Origin of the sequence: Micromonospora sp. ALFpr18c (genome assembly GCF_008868155.1) — a bacterium.
Taxonomy (GTDB): domain Bacteria; phylum Actinomycetota; class Actinomycetes; order Mycobacteriales; family Micromonosporaceae; genus Micromonospora.
In genome coordinates, this window is record NZ_WBKR01000056.1 from 1 (window position 1) to 23203 (window position 23203).

A 23203-nucleotide genomic window follows, 5' to 3' on the forward strand; every position below is an offset into this window, starting at 1 on the left:
CCAGCGGCAGGTCACCGAGGCAGCGGCCGCGTACCGGTGGGGTGTCCAGGGCGACCGTGCCGCCGGGCGGGCGGGGGCGGGACCGGCCGTTGGGCGGGGCGTCGACATCCAGGACGGCCGCGTCGAAGGTCTCCCCGACCCGGTCCGCCAGCAGCACCGCCTCGGCCAGCTCGACGGCTCCCCGGCTGGCCGCCGAGGCGGTCCGGTCGGTGCTGGCCATCACCTCCGGCAGCCGGGGCAGCGCGGCGCGCGTCCAGTCGGGCACCGGTCGGCCCGCGTGCAGAGCCAGGCAGACCTCGGTGGCGTACCGGTCGGCGAGGCGCCGCAGCGGCGCCGTGACATGGGCGTACGCGGCGGCCACCCCGCCGTGCAGCGGCTGCTCCGGCGGCGCGCCGTCGAAAGCGGTGTACGCGGCGCCGCGCATCAGCTCGGCCGCCTGATCGATGAACGCGGCGGCACGTGGCTGGCCGGGGTCCAGTCCGGCGATGACCTCGCCCGGCCCGGCGCCGTCCGGCCAGCGCACGCCCAGCGGTGCGGCGGCGGCCCGCAGGCGCTGCACGGCCTCCGGTTTCGGGGACGGCATGGTGCGCAGCAGGCCCACGCCGCCGGCCAGCATGATGTCGGCGGCGGCCATCCCGGTCAGCAGGGAGATCTGCGCGTTGTGCTCCTCCATGGGTACGGGGCCGCGCAGCACCAGCCGCCAGCCGTCGCCGTCGGGTTCCACGTCCTGCTCGGGTAGCGGGAGGTTGATGGCGCCGCGACGCAGCCCGCGGGCGGTCAGCCGGTCACCGATCTCGGGCAGCAACGCGATCGGCTCGGGCAGCCGTCCGGCGTCGGCCGCGGCCTGCACACCGGTGTAGTCGAGTTTCGCCCGGCTGCGCACCAGGGCGCGTTCCAGCTCGACGGCCACCGTGCCGCCGTCGGCGTCCAGGTCGATGGTCCAGACCACGGCGGCGCGGTCGTCGTCGGGCAGCAGGCTGGCCGCGCCCTCGCTGAGCGTCAGCGGGTGCAGCGGCACGTGCCCGTCGGGCAGGTAGACGGTCTGCCCGCGCCGCCACGTCTCCGCCTCCAGGGCGCCACCCGGGCCGACGTGCGCGGCGACGTCCGCGATGGCGTACCGCACCCGATAGCCGCCGCCCGGGCGGCGGGCGAGGTGCATCGCCTGGTCCAGGTCGCGGGAGGTGGCGGGGTCGACCGTGACGAACGGAACGTCGGTACGGTCGACGGGCGGCCGCGGTGGTGCCGCGGCCGCCTCGTCGGCCTCCCGCTGGGCATCGGCCGGGAAACCCTCGGGCAGGCCGAGTTCGCGGCGGAGCGCGCCGAAGTCGATGCGGGGCGCGAGTACGCGTCGGATGACCACGAGGTCAATCCTGACAGCGCCACCGGTGATCCGCTTCCGGTGACCGGCCGAGATCTTTCGACCGGCCCGGGAGTCGTGCGCTCAGCTGGTCGCCTTCCGGGCCGTGCTGCGCGTACCCCGGGGGGTGGTGGCCCGGGCTGCGGCCGGACGGGCCGGCGACTTGCGGGCGGTCACCTTGCGGGCCGGGGCCTTGGCCGCGACGGTCTTCTTCGCTGGCGCCTTCTTCGCCGCCGCCTTGCGGGCGGCCGTCGAGGAGGTGCCGGTCGCCTTCGCGGCCGGTGCCTTCTTCGCCGGTGCCTTGCGGGCGCCGCCGCTCGGGCGGGTGGAGGCGGTCTTCTTCGCCGTCGTCTTCTTCGCCGGCGCCTTCTTGGCGGGTGCCTTCTTCGCGGCCGTCTTCTTCACCGTGGACGCCTTGGTCGCGGCCTTACGCGCCGGCGCCTTCGCCGCGGCGGTGGTCTTCTTCGCGGCCGACGAGGTGGTCTTCTTCGCCGCCGACGAGGTGGTCTTCTTCGCGGCGCTCACGGTCTTCTTCGCGGCGCTGGTGGTCTTCTTCGCCGTACCCGTGGTCTTTCTCGCCGTACCCGTGGTCTTCGTCGCGGCGGCGGTGGTCTTGCGCGTCGTGGACGCCGGGGTCCGCTTCGCCGCGGTGGTCGTGCGGGTGGTGGTCTTCTTCGCGGGGGCCTTCTTGGCCGCCGCGGTGGTCGTGGTGGTGGTCTTCTTCGCCGGCGCCTTCTTGGCCGCCGTGGTGGTCTTCTTCGCCGGCGCCTTCTTGGCCGCCGTGGTGGTCTTCTTCGCCGGGGCACGCCCCGCGGCGCCGGCGGCCTTGCGGGCCGGGGCCTTCGCGGCGGCCGTGGTGGACTTGCGCACGGGGGTGGTCCGGCTCGCCGCGGTGTTCCGCTCCGCCGCGGCGGTCTTCTTCGCGGTGGTGCGTCGGGCGGCCGGGCGGGTGGTGGCCTGCTGTGTCACGGCCATCGTGGTTCCCTCCTTGGGGACGTGCTCTCGCGTGCGTCCTCGCGGAGCACGAAATGCCTCGGCGCGGACCGTCCCGCGCCGCCTACCTGTCCTCCCCGGCCCAACGGGCGTCCTCTGCGTCCCACGCCTCGTTCCGCTCCTGCACGCGCTGCAGGGCGTTCTCCGCGTCGGCCGCCGAGTCGTACGGGCCGAGGACGTGCTTCGCCGGGCACACGTCGGCGTCCGTCTCGACCCGGTGGTGCCGGGTGCACCAGTAGTACTTCCCACCACGCTCACTGTTGGTCATGGGAATCACTGTGCACCGCGTACCGGCCGGCCGCCACCGGATCACGCAAGTCGCCGACCCTCTCCACAGTAGAGTTGCTTCCCGCCCCCGGGAGCAAAACGCCGAAATAGGTCCAAGACGACCAGCCGGTCAAGGTGCGGGTCCGGAGCGACCCGGACCTGGAGGTCCGCACACCCGCGCGGCGGCGTCGCGCGGCGGCGGTGGCCGTGGGGTCGCGGCCTATGATCGCCCGATGGCGATACCGGACTACATCGTGGGGATGCGCAAGCACGTCGGCCAGGATCTGCTGTGGCTGCCCAGCGTCAGCGCGGTGGTCCGCAACGACGCGGACGAGCTGCTGCTGGGCCAGCGTGCCGACGACGGCCGCTGGTCGGTGATCAGCGGGTTCGTCGAGCCGGGTGAGCAGCCGGCCACCGCGCTGGTCCGTGAGGTCCAGGAGGAGACCGGCGTGGACGTGGCCCCGGTCCGGATGACCAGCGCCGTCTCGCACCCGCACACGTACCCCAACGGGGACCGCTGCGAGTACCTCAACCTGGGCTTCCTGTGCCGGGTGGTGGCCGGCACCGCGCGGGTCAACGACGACGAGTCGCTGGCCGTGCGGTGGTTCTCGTTGGATCGGCTGCCCGAGTTGGACAAGCACGCCCTGCTGGTCATCGCCTACGCGCTGCGGGAGAACCCGGCGGCAGGGTACCTGCCGCCGGGCACCACCTGGGATGACGTGCCCGCCTGAGACCTGGGCTGGTCACGACGTGACCCGCTCCACCGGGATCCACAGTTCGGCGTCCGCCTCCGTGCCGTCCGCGGACACCCGGACCCGGGAGATCTCCGGTCCGGGTCGGCTGCGGTACGGGTTGGACGGGAACCACTGGGTGAACACGTCGCGCCACAGGTACTGCACGGCCTGCGGGAACGCACCAGAGGTGGTGAAGACCGCCCACGTCCCGGCCGGCACGGGCAGCGCGTCCAGGTCCTGCGGCGGCGTACCGCCGGTGACCACCCCGTGCCAGTAGTCCAGCTCGCTGCCCTCCTCCCGGCCGTCGGCCAGGTTGGCGCTGACGTTGACGATCCCGGACGGCTCCTGATCGGAGAGCGCCTCGATCCGCTCGACCGTGTCCCGGTCGATGCTCCGGATGAACGCGACGATCGCCGGGTTCATCCCCTCGTGCACCAGCGGCACCCGGGCCTTGCGCCCCACCAGGGTGAACGCCTCCTTGCCGACGATTCGATACTCCATGCTGCCGCTCCCTTCGACGGTGAGTCGGAAGGACATCCGGGGTTGGGCGCGCAGCGTCGCCCCCGTACGCCGGGCCTCTCCGGGCCCCACGCCGTGCACGGCGTGGAACGCCCGGGCGAACGCCTCGGCGGATCCGTAGCCGTAGCGCACCGCGACGTCGAGCAGCGTCCGCTCCCCCGCGAGCACATCCGCGCCGGCGACGGTCAGCCGGCGACGACGGATGTACTCCGACAGCGGTATGCCGGCCAGCGCCGAGAACAGCCGCCGGAAGTGGTACTCCGACGTCAGCGCGATCCGCGCCAGCTCCGCCACCTCGATCTGCTGGTCGAGGTGCCGCTCGATGTGCGCCATGGCCTCGTTGAGCCGCTCCAGCACCCGGGCCTCCTTCCCTTTACGAGCAGTGACGCTATGCGGCGGGGCCGGTGGCCCACCCGACATCCGGTGCCCGTAACGGTCGGGTGCGGCCGCACCGATCGTCGTGTCGTAGCCTGGCGGACTTTGCTGCTCAAGAAGGGCGGCACGTCTGGCCGCAGGGTGCGCCCGAACCCGTCCGGCACCGGCTCTTCCGCGACTGGCTGCGCTCGCATCCGGCAGACCGGGAGCGGTACGCCGCGACCAAGCGGCGTCTCGCGCGGGACACCGCGCACCGACCGCGCGACTACAGCCTGGCGAAGAACGACGAAATCGACGACATCTACGCCCGCATCTTCGCCGCCTGCGACGTGGTGAACGACGGCTGACGGATCCACTGCTGCATGATCCAGGTGGGCCTGGGCTCCGACAGCGAGCCCACCACGTCCCAGCCGGCCCGGCGGTACAGCTCGACGTTGCCCGGTTTGCTGGTCTCCAGGATCGCCGGGAGACCGTCGGCGGCGGCGCGCTCCAGCCCGGCCCGCATGACGGCACGGCCCCAACCGCGTCCGGCGCTGTCGGGGTGGGTGCCCAGGACGCCGAGATACCAGAACGGGTACGCCGGCAGGGCGGCGTGCACGGCCTCGTCGTAGCCCTGGACGCGGGCCAGCACGTCGGCGGGGAATCGACCGTCGACACCACCGTCCGGGGTGGCCTCGCCGCTGGCCGGCGGCTCCCAGACGGCGACCGCCGCACCGCCGCCGATCGTCCAGATCGACGACCGGTGCACCCGCTTGTCGAAGAGGTGCCCGAAGAAGACCGCGGCGTGGCGCGGATAGGTCTCCTCGTCCGGGAACAGGTACCGCAGGATGGGATCCTCGGCGAACGCGGCGACCAGCGTGCCGACCACCGCGTGACGGTCCGCTGGGGTGGCGACGGTGATCTCGGGCGCTGTCACAGCACTCGACACTATCCCGGCCCGCGCGCGGGCGGCGGCCCCGCTAGCCGAAGGTGAAGGCGTAGGCCTCGGCGCCGGGCTCGCCGAACGTGATCTCCAGGGTCCGCTCACCGACCGTGCCGTCCTGGCGGACGAGCTGGTAGAGGCGGCCGTCCTGGAGTACGCCGTCGCCGTTCTCGTCAACGTCGACGCCGTGTGACGGGCCGGGAGCCGCGCCGTCGAGCAGCACGCGGAACGGGATCGGCTGTCCCGCCCCGGGGGCCAGCACGAGATGCGCGTCGCGGGCGTGGAACCGGAAGGCGATGCCGCCGCCGGCCCGGTCGAGCACGACACGCTCCGACCCGATCGTCCACTCCCCCGCCAGGGCCCACTGGTTGAGGCCCAGGCTCGCCGGCAGGTCGTAGGCGCGGCGTTCGTCGAGCGCGGGGCCGTTCGGCGACGCGAACAGGTCGCCACGACTGAAACCGAGGTACGTCTCGGGGGTCCGCAGGTTGTTCCAGTCGGCCTCCGCCTCCGGGCCGACCCCCTGCACGGGTACGGGTTCGCGCTCGATGCCGAGCAGCTGCTGGAGCACCCGCTCGGACTGCTCGTAGCGTCCCTCGCCGAAGTGGTCGTCGCGGATCACGCCGTCGGTGTCGACGAAGTAGAGCGCCGGCCAGTAGTGGTTGTCGAAGGCGCGCCAGATCACGTAGTCGTTGTCGACCGCCACCGGGTAGTCGATCGATCGGGCCGCGACCGCCCGCCGCACCCAGTCGACGTCGTGCTCGAACCCGAACTCCGGGGTGTGCACCCCGACGACGACCAGCCCGTCGTCCCGGTACGCCTGCGACCAGGCCCGGACGTACGGCTCCTGGCGCAGCCAGTTGATGCAGGTCAGCGTCCAGAAGTTCACCAGGACGACGCGCCCACCCAGGTCGGCGGGGCCGCGTGGCTCGGCGTTGAGCCACTCGGCCGCCCCGTTCAGCGGGGGCATGTGCACGGCCATCTAGCGCAGCGACCGGAAGGCGGTGCGAAGTTCTTCGGTGAAGATCTTCGGCTGTTCCCAGGCCGCGAAGTGCCCGCCCACGTCGAGCTTGTTGTAGTAGATGAGATTGGGGTACGCCTGCTCGGCCCAACTCTGCGGCGCCTCGTACAGCTCGTCGGGAAAGACGCTCACGGCCACCGGGACGTTGACGCCCTTCGCGGCGAAGAAGGAGAGCTTGTTCTCCGCGTACAGACGGGCCGCGGAGATCGCCGTGTTCGTCAGCCAGTACAGCGAGATGTTGTCCAGGATGTCGTCGCGGGTGAGGCCCGCCGTGGCCCCGTCGAAGACCTGCGCGATCAGGGCCAGGCTCTTCGCGTCGTGGTCGAGCAGGAAGGACGCCAGGCCGACGGGAGAATCCGCCAGCCCGGTCAGCGTCTGCGGACGCGTCGCCATCATGAGGGCGTACGCGACGTGCTTCCAGACGTAGTTGGCCTCCTCGGCGGCACGCATCTCGTCGGCGGAGAGACCGGACGGCAGCGAGCCCATGGCGTTGTTCGCGCCGGTGGTGTCGCCCTGGAACAACAGGTCGATCTCGGGTGGGATGGCACCGGGCATGTTGGTGTGGATGCCGAGCAGTTCCGCCGGCGCCTGGATGCCCATCTGGTCCACGATGACCGCACCCCAGTCGCCGCCCTGTGCCACGAACCGCGAGTAGCCGAGGCGCTTCATCAGCTCCGTCCAGGCGGTCGCGATCTTCTGCGGATTCCAGCCCGACGAGGTCGGCTTGCCCGAGAAGCCGTGCCCGGGCAGCGACGGGATAACCAGGTGGAAGGCGTCCGACGCGCTCCCGCCGTGCGCCGTGGGATCGGTCAGCGGCTCGATGATCTTCATCTGCTCGATCACCGATCCGGGCCATCCGTGCGTGACGATGAGCGGCAGCGCGTCCTCGTGCGGGGAGCGCACGTGGATGAAGTGGATGTCCACCCCGTCGATGGTGGTCATGAACTGCGGTACGGCGTTCAGCCGTGCCTCGACCTTGCGCCAGTCGTACTCCTGCTCCCAATAGCGGGCGACGGCCTGAATCGTCGCGAGTGGCACGCCCTGTGACTGGTCGTCGACCGTTTCCTTGTCCGGCCAGCGGGTCGCCGCGATGCGCCGCCAGCATCCCCGTGCCGCACGGACGACCGGCCAAGGCGCTGCGGCTCCCCACCTAGGCATGGTCGGACGACGATCGAACGGCCCGGTCGGTGTCGCGACGCTGCCTGGAGCGTGCGGTGCTACGGGATGACGACGCTCGACACTCTCATCGGTTCACCGGCTCCGGCGCCGCCGGCGGTGGCCTGGTGGCCACGGCACCGGCGATCAGGAGCCGGCGCACGACTCACCGTCGGTCCGGGTGGGGCGCCGCAGCCATGACGCGGCCGGGACGGTCCGGGTGGGTGTTGTTGCGCTGCCGCGAGACGGTGCGGCAACATCAGGCGCCGTGACGGCACCAGGCACGGCCCCCGACAACGACATCCCGGCCGGCGACACCGGCACGCTCCGGACGAATCGGCGGGTCCGACACTGGTTGGCCGGCGCCGGGATCACCGCCCTGGCCGCCGTACTCGGCATCACCCTCGCCGTACGCTCCGGCCCCACCCCGGCCTGTGCCGCACCGCCGACGGGTGACACCGTCCACAGGGGAAAGGCCAGCTTCTACGACGCGGGCCGCTCGGGAGGCACCTGCTCCTTCCCAGCCCCTCCGGCCGACCGGCTCTACGTGGCCCTCGGCTCGTCCGAGTACTCCCGCGCGGCAGCCTGCGGCAGTTACCTGGACGTGAGCGGCCCGAGGGGCACGGGCCGGGTCATGGTCATCGACCAGTGCGGCGGCTGCGGCCCCGGCAAGATAGACCTCTCCGACGAGGCGTTCGCGAAGATCGCCGACCGTGCGCAGGGCATCGCGACCGTGACGTACCGTGCGGTGGTGAACCCACCGCTCGACGGCGGCCTCACCTTCCGGATAAAGGATGGCGCCTCGCGGTACTGGTTCGCGGTGCAGGTCGGCAACCACGGCAACCCGCTGCGCTCGGTCGAGGCGAAGGGGCCGGGCGGCGGCTTCCACAAGGCAGCCCGCCAGACCGACAACTACTGGACCGTCGAGGACGGGATCGGCCCGGGGCCCTACACCATCAGGGTCACCGACGTGTACGGCCACCAGACGACCGCGACCGACATCCGGATGGTCACGAAGCAGGTCCAACGCAGCATGGCCACCCTTGCCAGCGTCGCCGCGCCCAGCAGCTCACCCTCGGCCCCGCCGTCCCCCACCACCGCGCCCTCGCCGACCCCGGCGGAGTCGGTCGCGCCGACGACGACAGTCGAAGCCCTCGCCGGCGCCGCCCCGCTCAACACCTCCCACTGCTGACCCTCAACGTTGGGCCTGGCTGGCCGTTGATCCACTCGTCTTCCGTGAATCCAGGCAGGACAGCCTCGCGGTGGCCAACCCGGGTGATTCGTTCCTGGCGCCGGCCACGCCGCAGCCGCTGCCGAATCAGCGGCCCAGTTTGCGCCGAACCATTCCCACCACCGCCGTTACCTCATGCACCCGCAGCGCCCAGGCCAGCACCAAGTATCCGCCGACGATCACCACGCCGCCGACGGCCAGCTGCGCCACCGCCTGCCCGAACGATGGCGCCGCGGCACCTGGCAACAGCCGCAGCACGAGCCAACCCAGCGCGGCGGCGCCCGTCACCGCGACCGCCACCTTCGCGCCGCTGGCCGCGATGGCCGGCAACCCGAGCCGGCCGATCCGGCGGCGCAGCACCGTCAGCGAGATCGCCGCCGCCCCGACGTACGAGACCGCGTTGCCCAGCATCAACCCCGCCACCGTCAACGACTCCGCCAACAGGACCGTCAGCAGGATCTGCACGACCACCCGCAGCAACACCCCGACGATATTGATCAGGGCGACCGTCTTGTTGCCCCGCATCGAGTAGAACGTGAAGTTGCACAGGTAACTGACCGACATCGGTATCACCGCGCACGCGCCCACCACCAACACCGTGGCGGTGGCCTCGGCCTCGTCCGCGCCGAACGCGCCCCAGCGGAACAGCACCACGGAGATCGGGCCGGCCAGCACCGCGTACAACGCCACGACCGGCGCGAGCGCGGCCACGACCGTACGCATCCCGCGGGACAGGTCGTCGGACACCTCACTGAGCCGGTTCCGCGCGGCCGCGTCACTCATCCGCGGCAACAGCGCCGTCATCACCGACACACCGACGACGCCGTGCGCCATCATCACCAACAGGTAGACGTTGTTGTAGATCAGCAGGCCCGCGCCCGCGTCCGCCTGGCTGACCAGCTGCACCACCACGAAGACGCCGACCTGGTTGGTCGCCACGAAGCAGAGCATCCAGCCGGCGAGGCGAGCCAGCTCGGCCAGCTCCAACGATCGCGGATTCCACCGAAACCGCCACCGGAAACCCACCTTGCGCAGTGCGGGTAGCAGCGCGAGCGTCTGCGAGGCCATGCCCAGCAGCGTGCCGCCGCCGATCAACGCGATCTTGCCCGGCGTCATCTGGGCGGGGGTGATTTCCCGGGCGGTGAACAGGGCGATGTAGCCACCGCACACCGCGATCATCACGACGTTGTTCAGGATCGGTACCCACATCGGTGCGGCGAAGTGGCCGCGGACGTTGAGCACCGCGCCGATGACGACCGACAGGCCGATGAAGAAGATCATCGGCAGCAGGAGGTACGACAGCACGGTGACCAGGTCGCGGTAGTCAGCCGCCCGAGAACCCGCGTAGATCGACGCGAACAACGGGGCCGCGACGACCGCCAGCGCGGTGGCGACCCCCAGCGCCAGCACCGCCAGCGTCAACAAGGCCTGGGTGTACGCCTGACCGCCGTCCGCGTCCAGTCGACGGCGCCGCACCAGCACCGGCACCAGCACGCTCGCCCCGACCGCGCCGAGCACCAGCTCGTAGATCTGACTCGGCAGCATCTGGGCGGTCGTGTACGCGTCCCCGACACCGCCGACGGTCGCACCGAGCGCGGCACCAATGAGCACCGTGCGCAGAAAGCCGGTGAGCCTGCTGACAAGGCTGCCCACCGCCATGATCACACCGCTCGACGCGGTGGCGGCGGGCGGCGCCGGTGTGGCGTCCGCCTCAGCGGTGGCTACCGGTGTGGCGTCCGCCTCGGCCGCCGGTGGACCGATCCGGGCGGTGGTTACACCCTCTTGCTGGCCGGAGATCATCGGGCCTCCTGTCGAGATTGCCAGGCGATCGCATTCGGATTCGGCGCTGACGGCTGCCGCTTCCGCGCCGCGACAACCCTAGAGGTCGTTGATGTTCCCGACGCAACGGCCCTCGCCGTGGGCCTGAGGTCCGCCACGCCTGTCGCACCGCCTCACCGCATTCGGTTCACCTTTATGTACGCGGAGTAGGCGGACCGGTACACCGAGTACCAGCCGCTGCACGGCACCTCCCAGGTGCCCAGGTAGTACCGGAGCGTGCCGCCGAACGACATCTTGAACTGACTCACGCCCGCCCAGGGGTGGTCGGGTTCGTCCGGTGGCGCGACACCGAGCGAGTCGAATGTCTGCTGCCCGCGCTCCTTGGCATCGAAGATCATCGTGGCGCGCATCAGGACGCCGGGGTTGAGCCGGCGGGCGCTGTGCAGGCTGCCCGAATGGCCGACGTGCCGCGTGGTCGGACTGTCGAAGACGATCGCGGCGGACACCGCCTCGCCCTCATGCCGTACGACGTAGAGGGTGGCGGCGTCCCGTTCCAGCAGGACATCCGCGAGGTGCTGGTAGTGCTCGTCGGGGTGCGGCACGATCTGGTTGTGGACGGCCACCTCGTGCACCATCTGAAGCAGGTACCGGACGTCGGCGCTGTTCTTGCTCGCCTCGATCTGTAGGCCCTTTTTGTGGGCGTTGCGGAATCGTTGTCGGTTGTTGGGGGAAAACTCGCTGAGCAGCTGCTCCTTGGACTTGCGCAGGTCCTGTTCGAGCACGAGAGACGGTTCGATCTCGGTGAGCGCGGGCTTGTGCCCGAGCCTGACGAGGTCAGCCTTCTCCAGGGGAACCAGCGGTTCCAACCGGATGAAGGCGGCACCCTCGCGGTGCCCGAGGGTCTGTAGCCACTGGAGCGCGGCGAGGTAGCTCTGCTCGTCCCGGGCCGTGGGGCCGTGCGGGCAGTAGAGGCGGGTGACCCGGTTCGAGCGTTCCAGGATCGCCAGGCACTGCCAGCCGTCGCCCTGGCCGAAGAACACCCGGCTGCCGAGACTCAGTTGAACAGCACCCCAGTGAGTGCTCTGCAGGAAATGTCCGCCCCGCATGAACAACTCCTGGTCCCAGGAGTCGTCGGGAAGCTTGTTCTCCCATGCCGTGTGTGCTTGCAGAACCATGAGTTGAGGGGCCTTTCCGGAGCGTTCATTCACGGCGCGCAGGATGAGGGCGTTGTACGGGGGTGCGCCCCAACCGTGGCGTGGTAGTGGACGGCGAGTCTGTCATAGTCCCAGGGCACGCTCGGCCGTCCCGTTATCCATACCGCCGGGCGACTCGACCTGCAACCCGTCACGAGTACGGGCCACCAGCGGCGTCGAAGCTCGGATCACTTCTCACGGTTTTCAAGACGCCGCAAGTTGGACGGCCGTTGCCAAGTGCGGCGATCGTCACACCCCAGCCCCGAAGTCGTCGAGGCCTTCCAGGGATGAGACATGCCCGCGCGCCCTCACATCCCCTCCTCGTCAACAAGTGTCTGGGCCGGGACCGGCGGCGCCATGAATCCGGGTGGCCAGCGGTCCGTCGGCGAGCAGCTCAGAGCCTTGATCAGGTCTCTGAGCTGGTAGGCGACGGACGAGTCGACCTGTACGCCGGATTATGACGGTGAGACCCCCGCTGACCTGGGGCGGAGCCTGACGAAAGCCGCTGTAGGCCGTCGCCAGGCCGTCAGGGCTTGTCCCCCGACGCGAAGAGATCATCAATCGCGTTTCGCGTCCGTTCCTCGCCGGCCGGCATCAGGTGCGTGTAGACCCGGAGCGTGAAGCCGGAGTCAGCGTGGCCGAGGTACGACGCGAGGGCCTTGATGCTCTCCCCCGCGTCGAGCAGCGACGAGGCGTAGAAGTGACGGAGCGCGTGCATCCCGGTGGCCCGGGTCGGCGTGATGCCGGCCGCCAGCTCTTGTCGTCGAAGTGCGCCGGTTGATTGCACCGCGCCGGGTAGTGGTGAAGAGCAGCGGCACCGTCACCCGCTCATCGCTGGCAGGGTCCTCCCAGGGCAGGGTGAGCGACACCGGAGCGAAGTTGTCGACGTGCTGCCGCAGGACCAGGGCGACGGAGTCGGGCAGCGGAACCCGGCGGTCCCGGTCGTTCTTGGTCAGTCCGAAGACCAGCCGGGACCGGACGAGCTTGACCTGACGCGAGACGTGCACCCAGCCCGCGTCAAAGTCGATGTCGTCGACGCCCAGCCCAAGGATCTCCCCCTGCCGCAGCCCGCACCCCGCGCCGAGGTCCACCATCGCCCACGCCAGCCGCTACCGCAGCCCAGGTCACATCAAAACCGGCAGCGGGGAGGGGGTGGTGGCCGCCGTGGTCGGGCCGGCCGCCCAGGAGCCGACGCCGCAGCCGGTCCCGGTCCCGGTCAGGTCAAGTGCGGCCGCTGTGGCGGTGTCCGCCGGGAGTAAGGTCCGCGACACGAAGGCCGAGTCCGACTTCAATACCGAAGCAACCGGCCCTGTCGCTGTCGACAGCAACAGGGCCGGATACGGAGGGCCGGGTACGGAGAGCTACGGATCAGCGTCCGACGTCAGAGACGTGCGAACGTCTGTGAGCGGATGCGCCGGTCTCCTGAATCAAGGGCGTCCGGATCCCGGCCGACACGAGGCCCTCGCTCGCATTACGGATCGAAACGGCCAAGGTTTCAACGGGACCCTGGACCAGGCCGCGGGGCGGCCGGATTCAACTCGGAAAGGCTGCGCTGCGGGACGGCCGGATTCAACTCGGAAGGACCACCTCTGCCTGCCTGCGCAGCCGCAGACGACTGGCTTGGCGCGACCGTAGAGGACAGCGAGGCAACCGATGAAAGACCGGATGGCCGGCTTTGCGGGTTCGACCGATTTCGCATAATCGCCATAAGCTGCTTCCGGTGCAGGTCAGCTTGGATGGCTTGCAACATCTTCGTTCCGGCTACTGCGCCAGGCGATCCAGCCTGCATCGAGGAGCGTTCCCGGAGTTGCTTATTCACCTCGCGAAGAGTGTCAGCATCTTCCTTGCTTAACCCTGCAAACGATTCCGGCTGTTGGCCCGAAGAGCTCGCATTCTGAGTTGAAGACATGTACACCTCACCTCCCATAATGTTGGTCGAAAGATTTCGATGAGACGTTCCGCCCGTGTGGTCGCCCCCTTGTGGTTGGTGTACGTCGGGGGTCTCCAGGTTCGAGCGGGCCGTCCCTACTAGAACTAGAAACGTTGCTGGGTCAGTCTTGGTTCAGCAGGGCTATTCCGTAGTTCGTTTGTGCAGGTCAGCTCCAGCACGGCACCGTCGTGGTGGCTCCGATTCGTTGAGCCTGCGGAGCTACGGTCTTCCCGGCTTGCGGCTTCTGCTTCGGTGCTCCATCGAGCCGACCCCCGTACCCGAAGGGTTGACCGCGATGGGCGGAGGTGTCAAGGGTCAGGACGAAGTGGCTACTGTCCGCGACCAGGGACTCAACTGTCCGCCAACAAGGATATTTCAGCATCCGCTAGGGCAGCCCGGGGGTAGTGCGGCGCGCCGCCAAGCCAGGAACCCGACCACAACGCCGACGTAGATAAACGTAAAGCGATGGAGAGCCCTCCAAGATCAGGCCGTCTCCAGGCCGTCAGGCCGTTGCTAGGCCGTCAAACGTCGGCAAATATCGACCAGCAACGACGATCGACACCCAGATATAGAACCAGCTCAGAGCCTTGATCAGGTCTCTGAGCTGGTAGGCGACGGACGAGTCGACCTGTACGCCGGATTATGAACGTGAAACATGCCCTGATCAGGCGATACGTTCTCCTGACACCCGCTCAGGGCGTCGCCAGGGCGTCCGGGCTCTGCGGAAGCGGGCCCGCCGTCGGCTGAACTTGCTATCAGTCGTCGAACTCAAACCCGCTTGCCTCGGCCTCCGAGACCAGCCGCCGCAGGCGTTCGCCATCGGTCACGACCACGTTCATTCGAGCTGCCAGCTCCTCCAGCGCGCTTCGATCCGTGCTGTCGGCGCAGAACATGCCAGCCTCGGAGTCAAATTCGAACCGGCCTTCGAGCGTCTCGGCCTCCGTGCTCACGAGAACCTGTGCGACGCCTTCCCAGAAGTACCCGTTGGGCTCGTGGTCGAGCTCCCGGATCAGGTCGTCAACCGGCGTGGTTCCTGCCTCCAGCAGCAGCGAATACTGCTCTGAAGTCGATTCGATCAGGCTAAGCAAGGTCATCTGCGAAGCCTGGCACCGCTCGGCGGTCGGGGCAAGATCCGGCAGTCGTCGTCACGCGCGCCCGTTACCGGTTGTTCAGGCGCAGGCTCAAATAGGCGGTCAATAGCCTGCCGGGTTCGTTCCTCGCTGGCCGGCATCAGGTGCGTGTAGACGCGGAGGGTGAAGCCGGGGTCGGCGTGGCCGAGGTACGACGCCAGGGCCTTGATGCTCTCCCCCGCGTCGAGTAGCGACGAGGCGTAGAAGTGCCGTAGCGCGTGCATCCCGGTGGCCCGGGTCGGCGTGATGCCGGCCGCGAGCACGGAGGGACGCCAACTCTTGTTGTCGAAGGTGCGCCGGTTGATCGCACCCCGACGGGTGGTGGTGAACAGCAGCGGCACCGTGACCCGCTCGTCGTCGGCTGGGTTCTCCCACGGCAGGGTGAGCGTCACCGGGTCGCAGTCCTTGATGTGTTGCCGCAGCACCTGGGCGACGGAGTCCGGCAGCGGTACCCGGCGGTCCCGGTCGTTCTTGGGCAGGCCGAAGACGAGCCGGGAGCGGACGAGCTTGACCTGACGTGAGACGTGCACCCAACCCGCGTCAAGGTCGATGTCGTCGGCACCGAGCCCCAGAATCTCGCCCTGGCGCAGCCCGCAGCCGGCACCCAGGTCGACCATGGCGCGATACCGCTGGGCCAGGCCACCGCGGATTGCCGAAACCTGGTCGTAGGTCCAGGGCACGACCCGTCGCTGAACCGGTCGCGGGGGCTTGACCGACTTTGCCGAACACGGGTTCTTGGTGATCCGCTCGTCATCGACGGCCGCGCCGAGGATGGTCCGTAGGTGGGCGAAGACCACGGCCCGGGTCGCCGGGGCCAGCTTGCCGACCATCGCGGCGTCCCATTCCCGGATGTGGCCCGGTTTGATCTCGGCCAGCTTCCGCGAGCCGAAGAACGGCAGCAGGTGCTTGCGTACCCGATACTCGGTGCTCTCCCGGGTCGACTCGTCGAACGAGCGTGTCCGAAGCCAAGTTTCGGCGTACTCAGCGAAGGCCATCCGGCCAGCAAGCGGATCGACGTACGTACCACGCAGCTTGTCCGACTCGGTGGAGACGAGGAAGGCGTCAGCCTCTCGCTTGGCCCGGTCCGGGAACGACTTCTTGCGTTCCTTGCCGTCCGGCCCGATGTACCGCACCCGGTAGCGCAGGCCCTTGCCGAACAGTTCCGTCTTGACCCGCTCCGTTCGCCCGCCCGGGTGACGCAGCGTCTTGTGCCAGCGATCTTCTACGTGTCCCATCAGGCCGCCGCCTGCGCGCGTACCCATGACCGGACCGTTTCCGGCTCGTACCGGAGGTGCCGACCGACCCGAGCCGCAGGCGGACCGTATTTGACCTTCCGCCAGCGGTACAGCGTCTCGGTTGGCACCCGCAGGTACGCCGCCACGTCCCGGATCGTCCAGAGCCCATCGTTCGCCGCCATCAAAGCCTCTCCCCCGTCGTGCCGTCCGTTCCTGTTCTCGGTGCGGCGTTGGGGAGCTGCGCGGCCCGGTCCTTCGCCGCTAGGAGTTCGGAGCGCCAGCGGGCGCGTTCGCTGATCGAGCGCAGCAGCCGGTGGGCCATGGCCGGCACGTCGGGGTCGTCAGGTCGGGCGAGTTCCCAGGCGTGCCGGACCGGTTCGACGGTCGCGCCCTGGTCGTCGACGCCATCCAGGCCGACGCTCACACCGAGCAGCGTCCGCACCCAGGCCCGCACGTCGTGCTTGTGGTCGCTGAGCGTCTTGCCGGACCAGTCGCGGGAGATGAGGATGCGTCGGCCGCCGATGCCGAGGGTGTCCCGCTGGTGGACCTTGCCCTTGCACCGGCCCGGCTTGAGCTTCGCGTTCGACCCCTTCGGCTGGACGCCGTAGAGCAGCCAGTTCGCGCAACGGTCGGTGCACGGGGTCACCTGGAGTTCCTGCCACAGCCGGTCCAGGTGTGCCCGCTGCCGACCGCTGGTGATCTTGTGGACGTCGCCGGTGTGCTTGGTGATGTACTTCGTGACGTACCGGATGGTCCGCTCTGCGTCCTCGGTGCCGGGCATGACGCCGCGTGCGTCGACCTGGGAGCCGAAGCGCACGACGTGCACTGGTTCGGCGTCCGGGTCCTCGTCGATCGCGTCGAGCGCTTCCGTCCAGGTGGTCAACGGCGCGCGGGTGTCCGGGTCGACCCACGCCGCCGCCTGCTCGTCCCAGACCGGGAGCCGGTCGAGGGTGTACCGCTGCACGTCCACGCTCGGCCACCACACCTGGTGGTACGTCGCCGCCGCCACGGTCCGCAGTACGTCGCGCGGGATGGTGCCCCGGATGGCGAAGTGGGCGTGTGGGGCGAGTCGGCGTTGCGGCTCGACGCAGCCGGCGTACTGGACGTTCCAGCCCTCGCAGCGGCGCAGGTTCTGCCAGAACCGGTCCAGCAGCCGGGGAAAGTGCACCGCGTCCCAGGCCGCGCGGCGGTAGTCGTACCGGTCGGGGTTGACCGGGGTGCCGTCCGGGCGGACCGGGCCGTACGAGTCGAGGGTGAGGGTCAGCCACATCGACGGCCGGTAGGTCGAGCCGTCCGGCGCGGTGTAGGTCTTGCCGACCGTGCGGCGCTCGACCTTGCGGCGAGGCAGGTCCGGGGCATCCTGCCGCCGCCGGGTGGAGCGCTTGCGGCGCCTACCGGTGTCCTCGTCGCCCTGATCCTCGTCGCCGGTCGAGTGTGGCGGTGCGATCCGGCCCCGGAGTCCTTCGGCCGTGATCGCCTCTTCTACCTCGCGGATCGCTTCGTCGAGGTCGGTGACCTGGTCCCACTGGCTCGCCCGGGACGCCTCGTCGCGGGAGAACTCCAGGTGCCCGCGCAGCAGGACAAGCGCCTTCTGTTCCTCGGTCGCCGGCTCCGGTGGTGGTAGCGGCTCGTCGTCGCGGTGCCAACCTTCCCGGATCTGGGCCTGCCGCAGCCGGCGGTTCTTCTTGGCGCACGGCGCGCACTTGTCCTCACGGGTCGCCCCACAGGGCAGGTCGATGACCTCGGTCAGGCCGGTGGCGAGATCCGTGCGGCGCATGGCGAGTGGCCGGACGCAGACGCCGTACTCGGCCGCGATCTCCTTGAGCACGTCGACCGAGCGGGGCAGCGCCATGCGGGCCGCCCGCGACCCCGGGCGAGGTGCAACCGGGGTCGGGGCGGGTTCGAGGCCGGGCAGGGTCGGAGCGGTCACTGAATGATCCCGACGACGTGCGGCCGGTTGGACGGAACGACAGCGCGCGGAGGCACCACGGCCGGGGCGATCGACGGCATCGGCTCTGCCGGGCGGACTGGCTCGACGGTGGCGGGTTCCTCGTACTGGTACGCGGTCGGTTGGTCCGGCTCGTCGACCGACGGGGTGGCCGGGGCGTTGGACAGGACGACCTTGACCAGTGCGAGGAACGCCAGCGACGGCACCGCCGCCACGGTCCAGCCCCAGACCGACGGTTCGGCTTCCGCGACCTGGGCGGCGAGGGACAGCAGCGCGAACGCCACCAGGAGCGAGCCGACCAGGCCGACCGGGCGACCGGCACGCCGCCGGGCGCGGATCTCCAGCCCGAGGTAGATCGCCATCAGCTCGACCGCCACCGCGTTGGCCCAGCCGATCCAGTCGGGCTGGCCGTGGGCGACGGACAGGTCGTGCACGTGGGTGAAGGCGGCGGCACCGGCCATGGTGCCGATGGCGAGCAGGATCAGCAGGCGTACCGCCGATTCGGTGCCGTTGCTCATCGCCATTCCTCCAGCGGCTTCTCCCGGATGGTCAGGTCGATGCGGATGCGTCGGCCGTTCATGTCGGGGCGGCGGTTGACCATGTGCGCCACGCCGTGCAGGGCGGCGGCGGTCTGGTCGGCGGGGCCGACGAGCCGAATGCGCAGCGGTCGCCGGAGCCGGTCGATGAGGCGGGTGAAGGGGTTCACGGTGGTTACCTCCGGGCCGGTCGAATGTCAGTGCGGATGTAGTCGGGTGGGGTGCCGAGCGCAGCGACCGCTTCAGAGAGGCAGCGCCACAGCGCCCACGCCTCGTCGGGGGTCAGGGCCATCCGTCGCTGGCCAGCACCGACCGCCAGATAGACGGGGTACGGGTCGGGCCGCTCCGGGTCGACGCGGACGGAGACGGCGGTGACGGGGTCGGGGGTACGCAGCCGGTAGAAGCGCCGGCCGGTCATCGGGCATCACCCCCGGCGTCCCGATCGAGCAGGTTGCGCAGGGATTCGGGGAGCAACGGCCCGGACGGCTTACGGGGCAGCGGCAGCCGGACCGGTTCGGTGGCGGTCTCCCGGCCGACCTGGGCGAGGATGTCCGACGCGTCGACCGGAGCCGGATACTGCCGCGCCATGTCGCGGATGTCGTCGTCGCTGACGTACGAGAACCGGACCCGCATCGGGTCGGGGGTGCCGTCGAGGATCACGTACCCGACGCCCTTCGCCCACCGGGGCATCTGGTCCGCGAGCGCGCCCCGCTTGCGGGCACCGTCGCCAAGAACCATGTCGACCTGTGACGCCTCGGTCAGGCCCAGCGCGATCCGGGTCGGGAACAGATCCCGGAACGGCAGTACGTCCTTGCGCGGGTCCTGCAACGCGGCGACCACCAGGACACCGACGCCGGCACCCTGGGACAGCAGCAGCCCCAGCGACGACGCGATGCGCTTACGCAGCTCGACGTCTTGCAGGTACGCGGTCAGCGCGGCCATCTCGTCGATGAGCACCACGACCAGGGGGTCAGCCTCGGTCGGGGTGTGGACGCGAACCCGGCCGGCAAGCCGAGTCTGCCGCTCCCGTAGTACCTCCACCGCTTCGTCGAGCAGATCGGCCATGGCCTCGAACGACGTGCCGGCGAACCGGGCGAACATCGGACGGCCGAGCCCGAATTCCATCCCGCCCTTGGGGTCGATCACCCACAGCCGGACGAGGCCGGAGGCGATCCCACCACCGAGCACCCGGACCAGCGACCACAGCACCGAGCCCTTACCGGACCGGGTCGCACCGCCCAGCAGGACATGCGTGGAGAGCAGGTGCAGCGACCAGGTACGCAGGTCTTCGCGCCGCGCCAGTGGTAGCGCGGTGAAGTCCGGCACCGCCGGCACCGCGAACGGCGGGACCACAGTCCGCAGCGCATCGGTACGGACCAGCGCCAGGTAGACAAGCGTCGGACGGTCCCGGTACCGCACCCGGTCGACGAGCCGCAGCAGCCAGGCTGCATGGCCGGTCCGGGTCGGAGGGTCGCCCGGACGCTCGGAGTAGATCCGTGCGTGCCGCCGGCCGAACGCGTACGCCAGGTTGGCGCTGACCGCCTGGAACTGCTCCGGCGTCTGTCCCCGGACCATTCGGACGGTCAGCACGTCGAGCGCCTGATCCGAACGGACCCGCAGCAGCTCGGGCAGAACCGGCCGGTGGTCGTACATCTCGGCGAGGCCGCACAGGGTCATGGCTTCCCGCCACGCTCGCCGGTAGACGAACACCCGTCGGCAAGAGCCGAGCAGCGGACCTGCCAAGAAGGTCCACCAGGACGACTCATCGCGCCAACGCCACACCGCCGAAGCCGTCGCCGCCAGCACGAGCGGCACTACCAGGCCGGGCCAGTCGAACTCGACGTAGAGCCAGAGCGCCAGCACCACCGACACCGTGACCACCGGGTGCCGCAGGCACCACCAGAGCAGCCGTCCGGACCACCTCAGCAGCAGGCCGAGCAGCACCATCCAGAACGGCAGCTTGATCCGCTTCGGCCGAATCACCAGCAGATCCCCGGCCGAGGTCGACAACACCTCACCCCAAGGCCGCCCGATCACTTGGCACCACCGGCCGGGTTGAATCGGGCCTGACACACACCGCACCGGGGCCAGCCACGGCCAGCCCGACGCCTACCCTTGGACACGTCTGTACCTCTCTCGACAGAGCAGGGGAAGAGACACCGGGGCGGGGCTGCCGTCCGCCAAGACCTGACAGCCCCGCCCTGACCAGAACCGGTTACGCCGACGCCTTCTGGTTGACGCCCGACGGGGCACGCAGCCCGGTAGCCCGCAGCGAGTACGCCATCCGACCGTTGTTCGCCACGTACGGCGTGACGGTCATCCCGTCGAACTCGACCGCCTCGAACAGGCCACCCGTGGGCGGCACAGGCTGGTAATCGGCCGAGATCTTTACCGTCGTCTCACGGGACCGTTTGCCAAGCTCGGGGTCGAGATCCATCACCCGGACCTGCCACACCCGCTGGCCGGTCACCTTGTCCTTGGCCGGCGAACGTCGGCCGGTCTTCTCGTCGTAGTCCTCGACCTCACCCAGGGACTCGGGCACCAGCGCGCACCCAGCCGGGAACACGTCCTCGAACCGCACAGCGAACCGCGTTCCGCCTCGCAGAGCCATCGCTCAACCTCCACTTGTTAACTTGTCTGCCAAGTTGCGATTGAAGGTAGACGGCACTTGGCAGACAAGTCAACAAGTTTGCCCGGATGCGTTGAACCGAAAGGCTTTCCGAGCCTGCGAGGGTGGTACTAACTCGACTGTTTGGGGTATCTCGGGCACCATGCCCGGTGACATGAATTCAGTTGATGAGACGCACGCACGGCCAACGGGAGTCGACGACACGACCGTCGAGGCGTTGGGGGCGTTGAGTGAAGCCCTGGAGACGATCCACCGCGTACGCGGCCACCTCTACTCGGCGCATCAGCTCGTCGGCGGCGCGGATCTGACTCTTGATCGAGCGGTGCGGTTGCTCCGCGAGGCGGGACACAACGAGGTTGCCGACCGGATCGAGCGCGAGTTGGTGGGGCGCAACGTCCTGCCGGGACGGTGGACGTTCCAAGTGGTCGAAGAGTTCGACGATGGGTACTACGCCACGTTCCAGGAGGTCGAACGGTACGCCCGGGACAAGCTAGCCGGCGGTCGGCGGCACATCTACGAGGCGGAGATGAAAGAGCGTCGGCGCACCCACGGCATGCCGGGGCATGAGGCTACGCCGCAGGAGTGAGTGGCAGACCGTCCGGAAGCATCGCGGCGAGGGCAACGGCTCTAGCCTCGATGATTTTCATGCGACCTTCGTACTCGACAGGTTCGCGGTGCGCTGCCTGGCTGGTGACCTGGCCGGGCCACTTGCGGTAGAGCAGGCCGTGTTCGCGGGTGAAGTAGCCGTCGCTGATCGCGCTCGCGGCCAGGAGTAGGCCGGTGTCCTCGGAGGCGGGGAGCGCCATCCAGCCGCCGAGGGCCAGGAGCAGATCCCGGCGGATGCACAGGGTGGCGGGGTGAACCTGGGAGCGGTAGCCGTTGGCCTGCCAAAAGGCGAGGACGGCACCGCGGGCGATGGTTCCGCCTTCCGGGTCCTTGTCCCAGCCGAGGGTAGATCCGTCGGGCATCAGGTCCAGGACGCGGGAGGTCGTCCAGCCGATCTGCGGATGCGCCTCGAAGGCGGCGATGTCCCGGGCGAGGGCACCGGGAGTGAGCTGATCGTCCGCGTCCAAGACCTTCACGTGTTGACCGACGACACGGGAGAGAGCGAGGGTACGGGCAACACCTGGCCCGCCGGGACGACCGCCGCCGATGCTGATGCGAGGGTCGTCCGGCAGGACGCCGTCCAGCGCGCCGGTCTGCCCGTCCTCCTGGACGAGCCACTGCCAGTCCCACCCGTCCGGCATCTCCTGCTTGACCAGCGAGTCATACGCGCCGGTCAGATGCTCGATGCTGGGCGCGTGAACTGGCGTGATGACCGAGACGAGCTGCGTCAAGTTTTCCACCGTTGCAGTTTGTGGGAGTAGACCAGTTCCGTCCGGTCCCCCGGCATCACCACGTCGGCCACCTCGACGACGCGGCCCTTGGTGTCGATCGACGTCTTGCGCACGGTGAGCACCGAGACGCCCGGGTCGATGTCCAGCAACTCGGCCTCGTCCGGCGATGGCGGGCGCGCGCGGATCTCGTCGTCGATCCGGTCCACCTCGATACCGAGGGTGTGAAGTTGGTGCTGTGTGCCGCCCGGCCAGGGCTCCTTGCCCGCGTCGAGCAGGTCCGGGTTCGCCGCCACCAGGTCATACGGCAGGTAGGAGTACGACATGGTCAGCGGCGCGTTCTCATGCCGCGAAGTCGTCCAGTAGACCCGTCGCAGTAACGGCGCACCCGGGTCGACCTGCAAGGCCGCCGCCATGTCCGAATCCGCTTCGACGCGGGCGTACTCGGCGTGGAACTTCAGGTCATCGACGGTCAGGCCGGTGTCGTGCTCGGTGGCCCCGGTCTTCAGCCGCTCTGACTCGTCGAGCAGCGCTCGGTCCTTCTCCCACTGGTAGCGCTCGGCGTTGCGACGGCGTACCCGCTGACGGGGCGCCCGTACATAGGTGCCGCGTCCTTGTTCCGCGCGGACCAGGCCCCATTCCCGGAGCTGGCGGATGGCGTTGCGGACGCTGGTGCGCGACAGGCCCGACGAGTCGGCCAACTCCGTCTCACTCGGCATCAGCGTGCCGGGGGCCAGTTCTCCGGCCACGATCTTCGCCCGCAACTCTTCTGCGAGTTGCAGGTAACGAGGGCGCCAGTCCCGGCCTTGCACACCGGTCACCGTACCCCCTAGACGTTCCAACGTCTGCCAGGCGGTCCCGCCTGCGGGGCGCTCAGGCACCGGAGGCACGACCGCCACTGGTCGCTTCGTGGGCCGC

Annotated in this window: 26 protein-coding genes; 4 read left to right on the forward strand and 22 right to left on the reverse strand. The window is 69.7% G+C overall.

Annotated features, from left to right (window positions below; all coding sequences use genetic code 11):
- From F8271_RS12890 to F8271_RS12905, 3 genes are all read right to left on the reverse strand, one after another.
- On the reverse strand, positions 1-1360 hold a 1360-nt coding region (locus F8271_RS12890), incomplete at its 3' end, for a ribonuclease catalytic domain-containing protein (RefSeq protein WP_151489929.1).
- Between the two features lie 81 nt (positions 1361-1441).
- Positions 1442-2332, reverse strand: a complete 891-nt coding sequence (locus tag F8271_RS33985) for a histone (RefSeq protein ID WP_305069483.1) — start codon at positions 2330-2332, stop codon at positions 1442-1444.
- Positions 2333-2414: 82 nt separating this feature from the next.
- Positions 2415-2618, reverse strand: coding sequence for a hypothetical protein (locus F8271_RS12905; RefSeq protein WP_151489930.1), 204 nt, complete (start codon positions 2616-2618; stop codon positions 2415-2417).
- 232 nt (positions 2619-2850) lie between these two features.
- Here F8271_RS12905 and F8271_RS12910 point away from each other — a divergent pair, with 232 nt between their 5' ends.
- The gene (locus F8271_RS12910) at positions 2851-3348 is read left to right on the forward strand and encodes an NUDIX domain-containing protein (protein WP_151489931.1); all 498 of its coding nucleotides are present in this window, start codon (positions 2851-2853) and stop codon (positions 3346-3348) included.
- A gap of 12 nt (positions 3349-3360) precedes the next feature.
- On the opposite strand, the gene F8271_RS12915 is transcribed toward F8271_RS12910, so the two are convergent.
- The gene (locus F8271_RS12915) at positions 3361-4227 is read right to left on the reverse strand and encodes an AraC family transcriptional regulator (protein ID WP_151489932.1); all 867 of its coding nucleotides are present in this window, start codon (positions 4225-4227) and stop codon (positions 3361-3363) included.
- Positions 4228-4274: 47 nt separating this feature from the next.
- On the opposite strand from F8271_RS12915, the gene F8271_RS12920 reads away from it, so the two are divergent.
- Positions 4275-4592, forward strand: a complete 318-nt coding sequence (locus tag F8271_RS12920) for a GrpB family protein (protein WP_151489933.1) — start codon at positions 4275-4277, stop codon at positions 4590-4592.
- On the opposite strand, the gene F8271_RS12925 is transcribed toward F8271_RS12920, so the two are convergent.
- The 3 genes from F8271_RS12925 to F8271_RS12935 are packed head-to-tail and all read right to left on the reverse strand — an operon-like array spanning position 4547 to position 7343.
- Entirely contained in the window at positions 4547-5161 is a 615-nt protein-coding gene (locus F8271_RS12925; RefSeq protein WP_192580265.1) for an N-acetyltransferase, read from the reverse strand. The genes F8271_RS12920 and F8271_RS12925 overlap by 46 nt on opposite strands.
- Before the next feature lie 43 nt (positions 5162-5204).
- Positions 5205-6146, reverse strand: a complete 942-nt coding sequence (locus F8271_RS12930; protein WP_151489935.1) for a redoxin domain-containing protein — start codon at positions 6144-6146, stop codon at positions 5205-5207.
- Positions 6147-7343 (reverse strand): epoxide hydrolase family protein, encoded by a 1197-nt coding sequence (locus tag F8271_RS12935; RefSeq protein WP_225854489.1) that lies wholly within the window; start codon positions 7341-7343, stop codon positions 6147-6149.
- Between the two features lie 265 nt (positions 7344-7608).
- Between F8271_RS12935 and F8271_RS12940 the strand changes: the two genes are divergently transcribed.
- A complete protein-coding gene (locus tag F8271_RS12940) occupies positions 7609-8532 on the forward strand; it encodes an expansin EXLX1 family cellulose-binding protein (protein ID WP_151489936.1) in 924 nt (307 codons plus the stop codon).
- A gap of 126 nt (positions 8533-8658) precedes the next feature.
- On the opposite strand, the gene murJ is transcribed toward F8271_RS12940, so the two are convergent.
- From murJ to F8271_RS13005, 13 genes are all read right to left on the reverse strand, one after another.
- A complete protein-coding gene (gene murJ, locus F8271_RS12945) occupies positions 8659-10371 on the reverse strand; it encodes a murein biosynthesis integral membrane protein MurJ (protein ID WP_151489937.1) in 1713 nt (570 codons plus the stop codon).
- Between the two features lie 152 nt (positions 10372-10523).
- A complete protein-coding gene (locus tag F8271_RS12950) occupies positions 10524-11525 on the reverse strand; it encodes a peptidoglycan bridge formation glycyltransferase FemA/FemB family protein (protein ID WP_151489938.1) in 1002 nt (333 codons plus the stop codon).
- A gap of 544 nt (positions 11526-12069) precedes the next feature.
- On the reverse strand, positions 12070-12261 hold the full coding sequence (locus F8271_RS34155) for a tyrosine-type recombinase/integrase (protein WP_370461901.1): 192 nt from the start codon (positions 12259-12261) through the stop codon (positions 12070-12072).
- On the reverse strand, positions 12173-12637 hold the full coding sequence (locus F8271_RS33110; protein WP_151489940.1) for a tyrosine-type recombinase/integrase: 465 nt from the start codon (positions 12635-12637) through the stop codon (positions 12173-12175). The genes F8271_RS34155 and F8271_RS33110 overlap by 89 nt, the downstream gene beginning before the upstream one ends.
- Before the next feature lie 1591 nt (positions 12638-14228).
- Positions 14229-14567: an Imm51 family immunity protein gene (locus F8271_RS12965; RefSeq protein WP_151489941.1), complete on the reverse strand. Its 339-nt coding sequence runs from the start codon at positions 14565-14567 to the stop codon at positions 14229-14231.
- Positions 14564-15865, reverse strand: a complete 1302-nt coding sequence (locus F8271_RS12970; protein WP_225854490.1) for a tyrosine-type recombinase/integrase — start codon at positions 15863-15865, stop codon at positions 14564-14566. Before F8271_RS12970 ends, F8271_RS12965 begins: the two co-directional genes overlap by 4 nt.
- Positions 15838-16020: an AlpA family transcriptional regulator gene (locus F8271_RS12975; RefSeq protein WP_151489942.1), complete on the reverse strand. Its 183-nt coding sequence runs from the start codon at positions 16018-16020 to the stop codon at positions 15838-15840. Before F8271_RS12975 ends, F8271_RS12970 begins: the two co-directional genes overlap by 28 nt.
- On the reverse strand, positions 16020-17768 hold the full coding sequence (locus tag F8271_RS12980; RefSeq protein WP_151489943.1) for a replication initiator: 1749 nt from the start codon (positions 17766-17768) through the stop codon (positions 16020-16022). Before F8271_RS12980 ends, F8271_RS12975 begins: the two co-directional genes overlap by 1 nt.
- A complete protein-coding gene (locus F8271_RS12985) occupies positions 17765-18304 on the reverse strand; it encodes a DUF2637 domain-containing protein (protein WP_151489944.1) in 540 nt (179 codons plus the stop codon). The genes F8271_RS12980 and F8271_RS12985 overlap by 4 nt, the downstream gene beginning before the upstream one ends.
- Positions 18301-18492, reverse strand: coding sequence for a hypothetical protein (locus F8271_RS12990; protein ID WP_151489945.1), 192 nt, complete (start codon positions 18490-18492; stop codon positions 18301-18303). Before F8271_RS12990 ends, F8271_RS12985 begins: the two co-directional genes overlap by 4 nt.
- Before the next feature lie 5 nt (positions 18493-18497).
- Positions 18498-18740: a hypothetical protein gene (locus F8271_RS12995; RefSeq protein ID WP_151489946.1), complete on the reverse strand. Its 243-nt coding sequence runs from the start codon at positions 18738-18740 to the stop codon at positions 18498-18500.
- The gene (locus F8271_RS13000) at positions 18737-20269 is read right to left on the reverse strand and encodes an FtsK/SpoIIIE domain-containing protein (RefSeq protein ID WP_151489954.1); all 1533 of its coding nucleotides are present in this window, start codon (positions 20267-20269) and stop codon (positions 18737-18739) included. Before F8271_RS13000 ends, F8271_RS12995 begins: the two co-directional genes overlap by 4 nt.
- A 268-nt stretch (positions 20270-20537) precedes the next feature.
- Complete coding sequence (locus F8271_RS13005) at positions 20538-20933, reverse strand: transcriptional regulator (protein ID WP_151489947.1); 396 nt, start codon at positions 20931-20933, stop codon at positions 20538-20540.
- A 160-nt stretch (positions 20934-21093) separates the two neighbouring features.
- Here F8271_RS13005 and F8271_RS13010 point away from each other — a divergent pair, with 160 nt between their 5' ends.
- Complete coding sequence (locus F8271_RS13010; RefSeq protein WP_151489948.1) at positions 21094-21537, forward strand: hypothetical protein; 444 nt, start codon at positions 21094-21096, stop codon at positions 21535-21537.
- On the opposite strand, the gene F8271_RS13015 is transcribed toward F8271_RS13010, so the two are convergent.
- Together F8271_RS13015 and F8271_RS13020 are read right to left on the reverse strand one after the other, a co-directional pair.
- Positions 21521-22297 carry a glycosyltransferase gene (locus F8271_RS13015; protein ID WP_225854492.1) on the reverse strand — a complete coding sequence of 259 codons (777 nt, stop codon included), beginning with the start codon at positions 22295-22297 and terminating at the stop codon, positions 21521-21523. The genes F8271_RS13010 and F8271_RS13015 overlap by 17 nt on opposite strands.
- Positions 22285-23106 (reverse strand): GntR family transcriptional regulator, encoded by an 822-nt coding sequence (locus F8271_RS13020; protein ID WP_151489949.1) that lies wholly within the window; start codon positions 23104-23106, stop codon positions 22285-22287. Before F8271_RS13020 ends, F8271_RS13015 begins: the two co-directional genes overlap by 13 nt.
- Between the last annotated feature and the right edge of the window lie 97 nt (positions 23107-23203).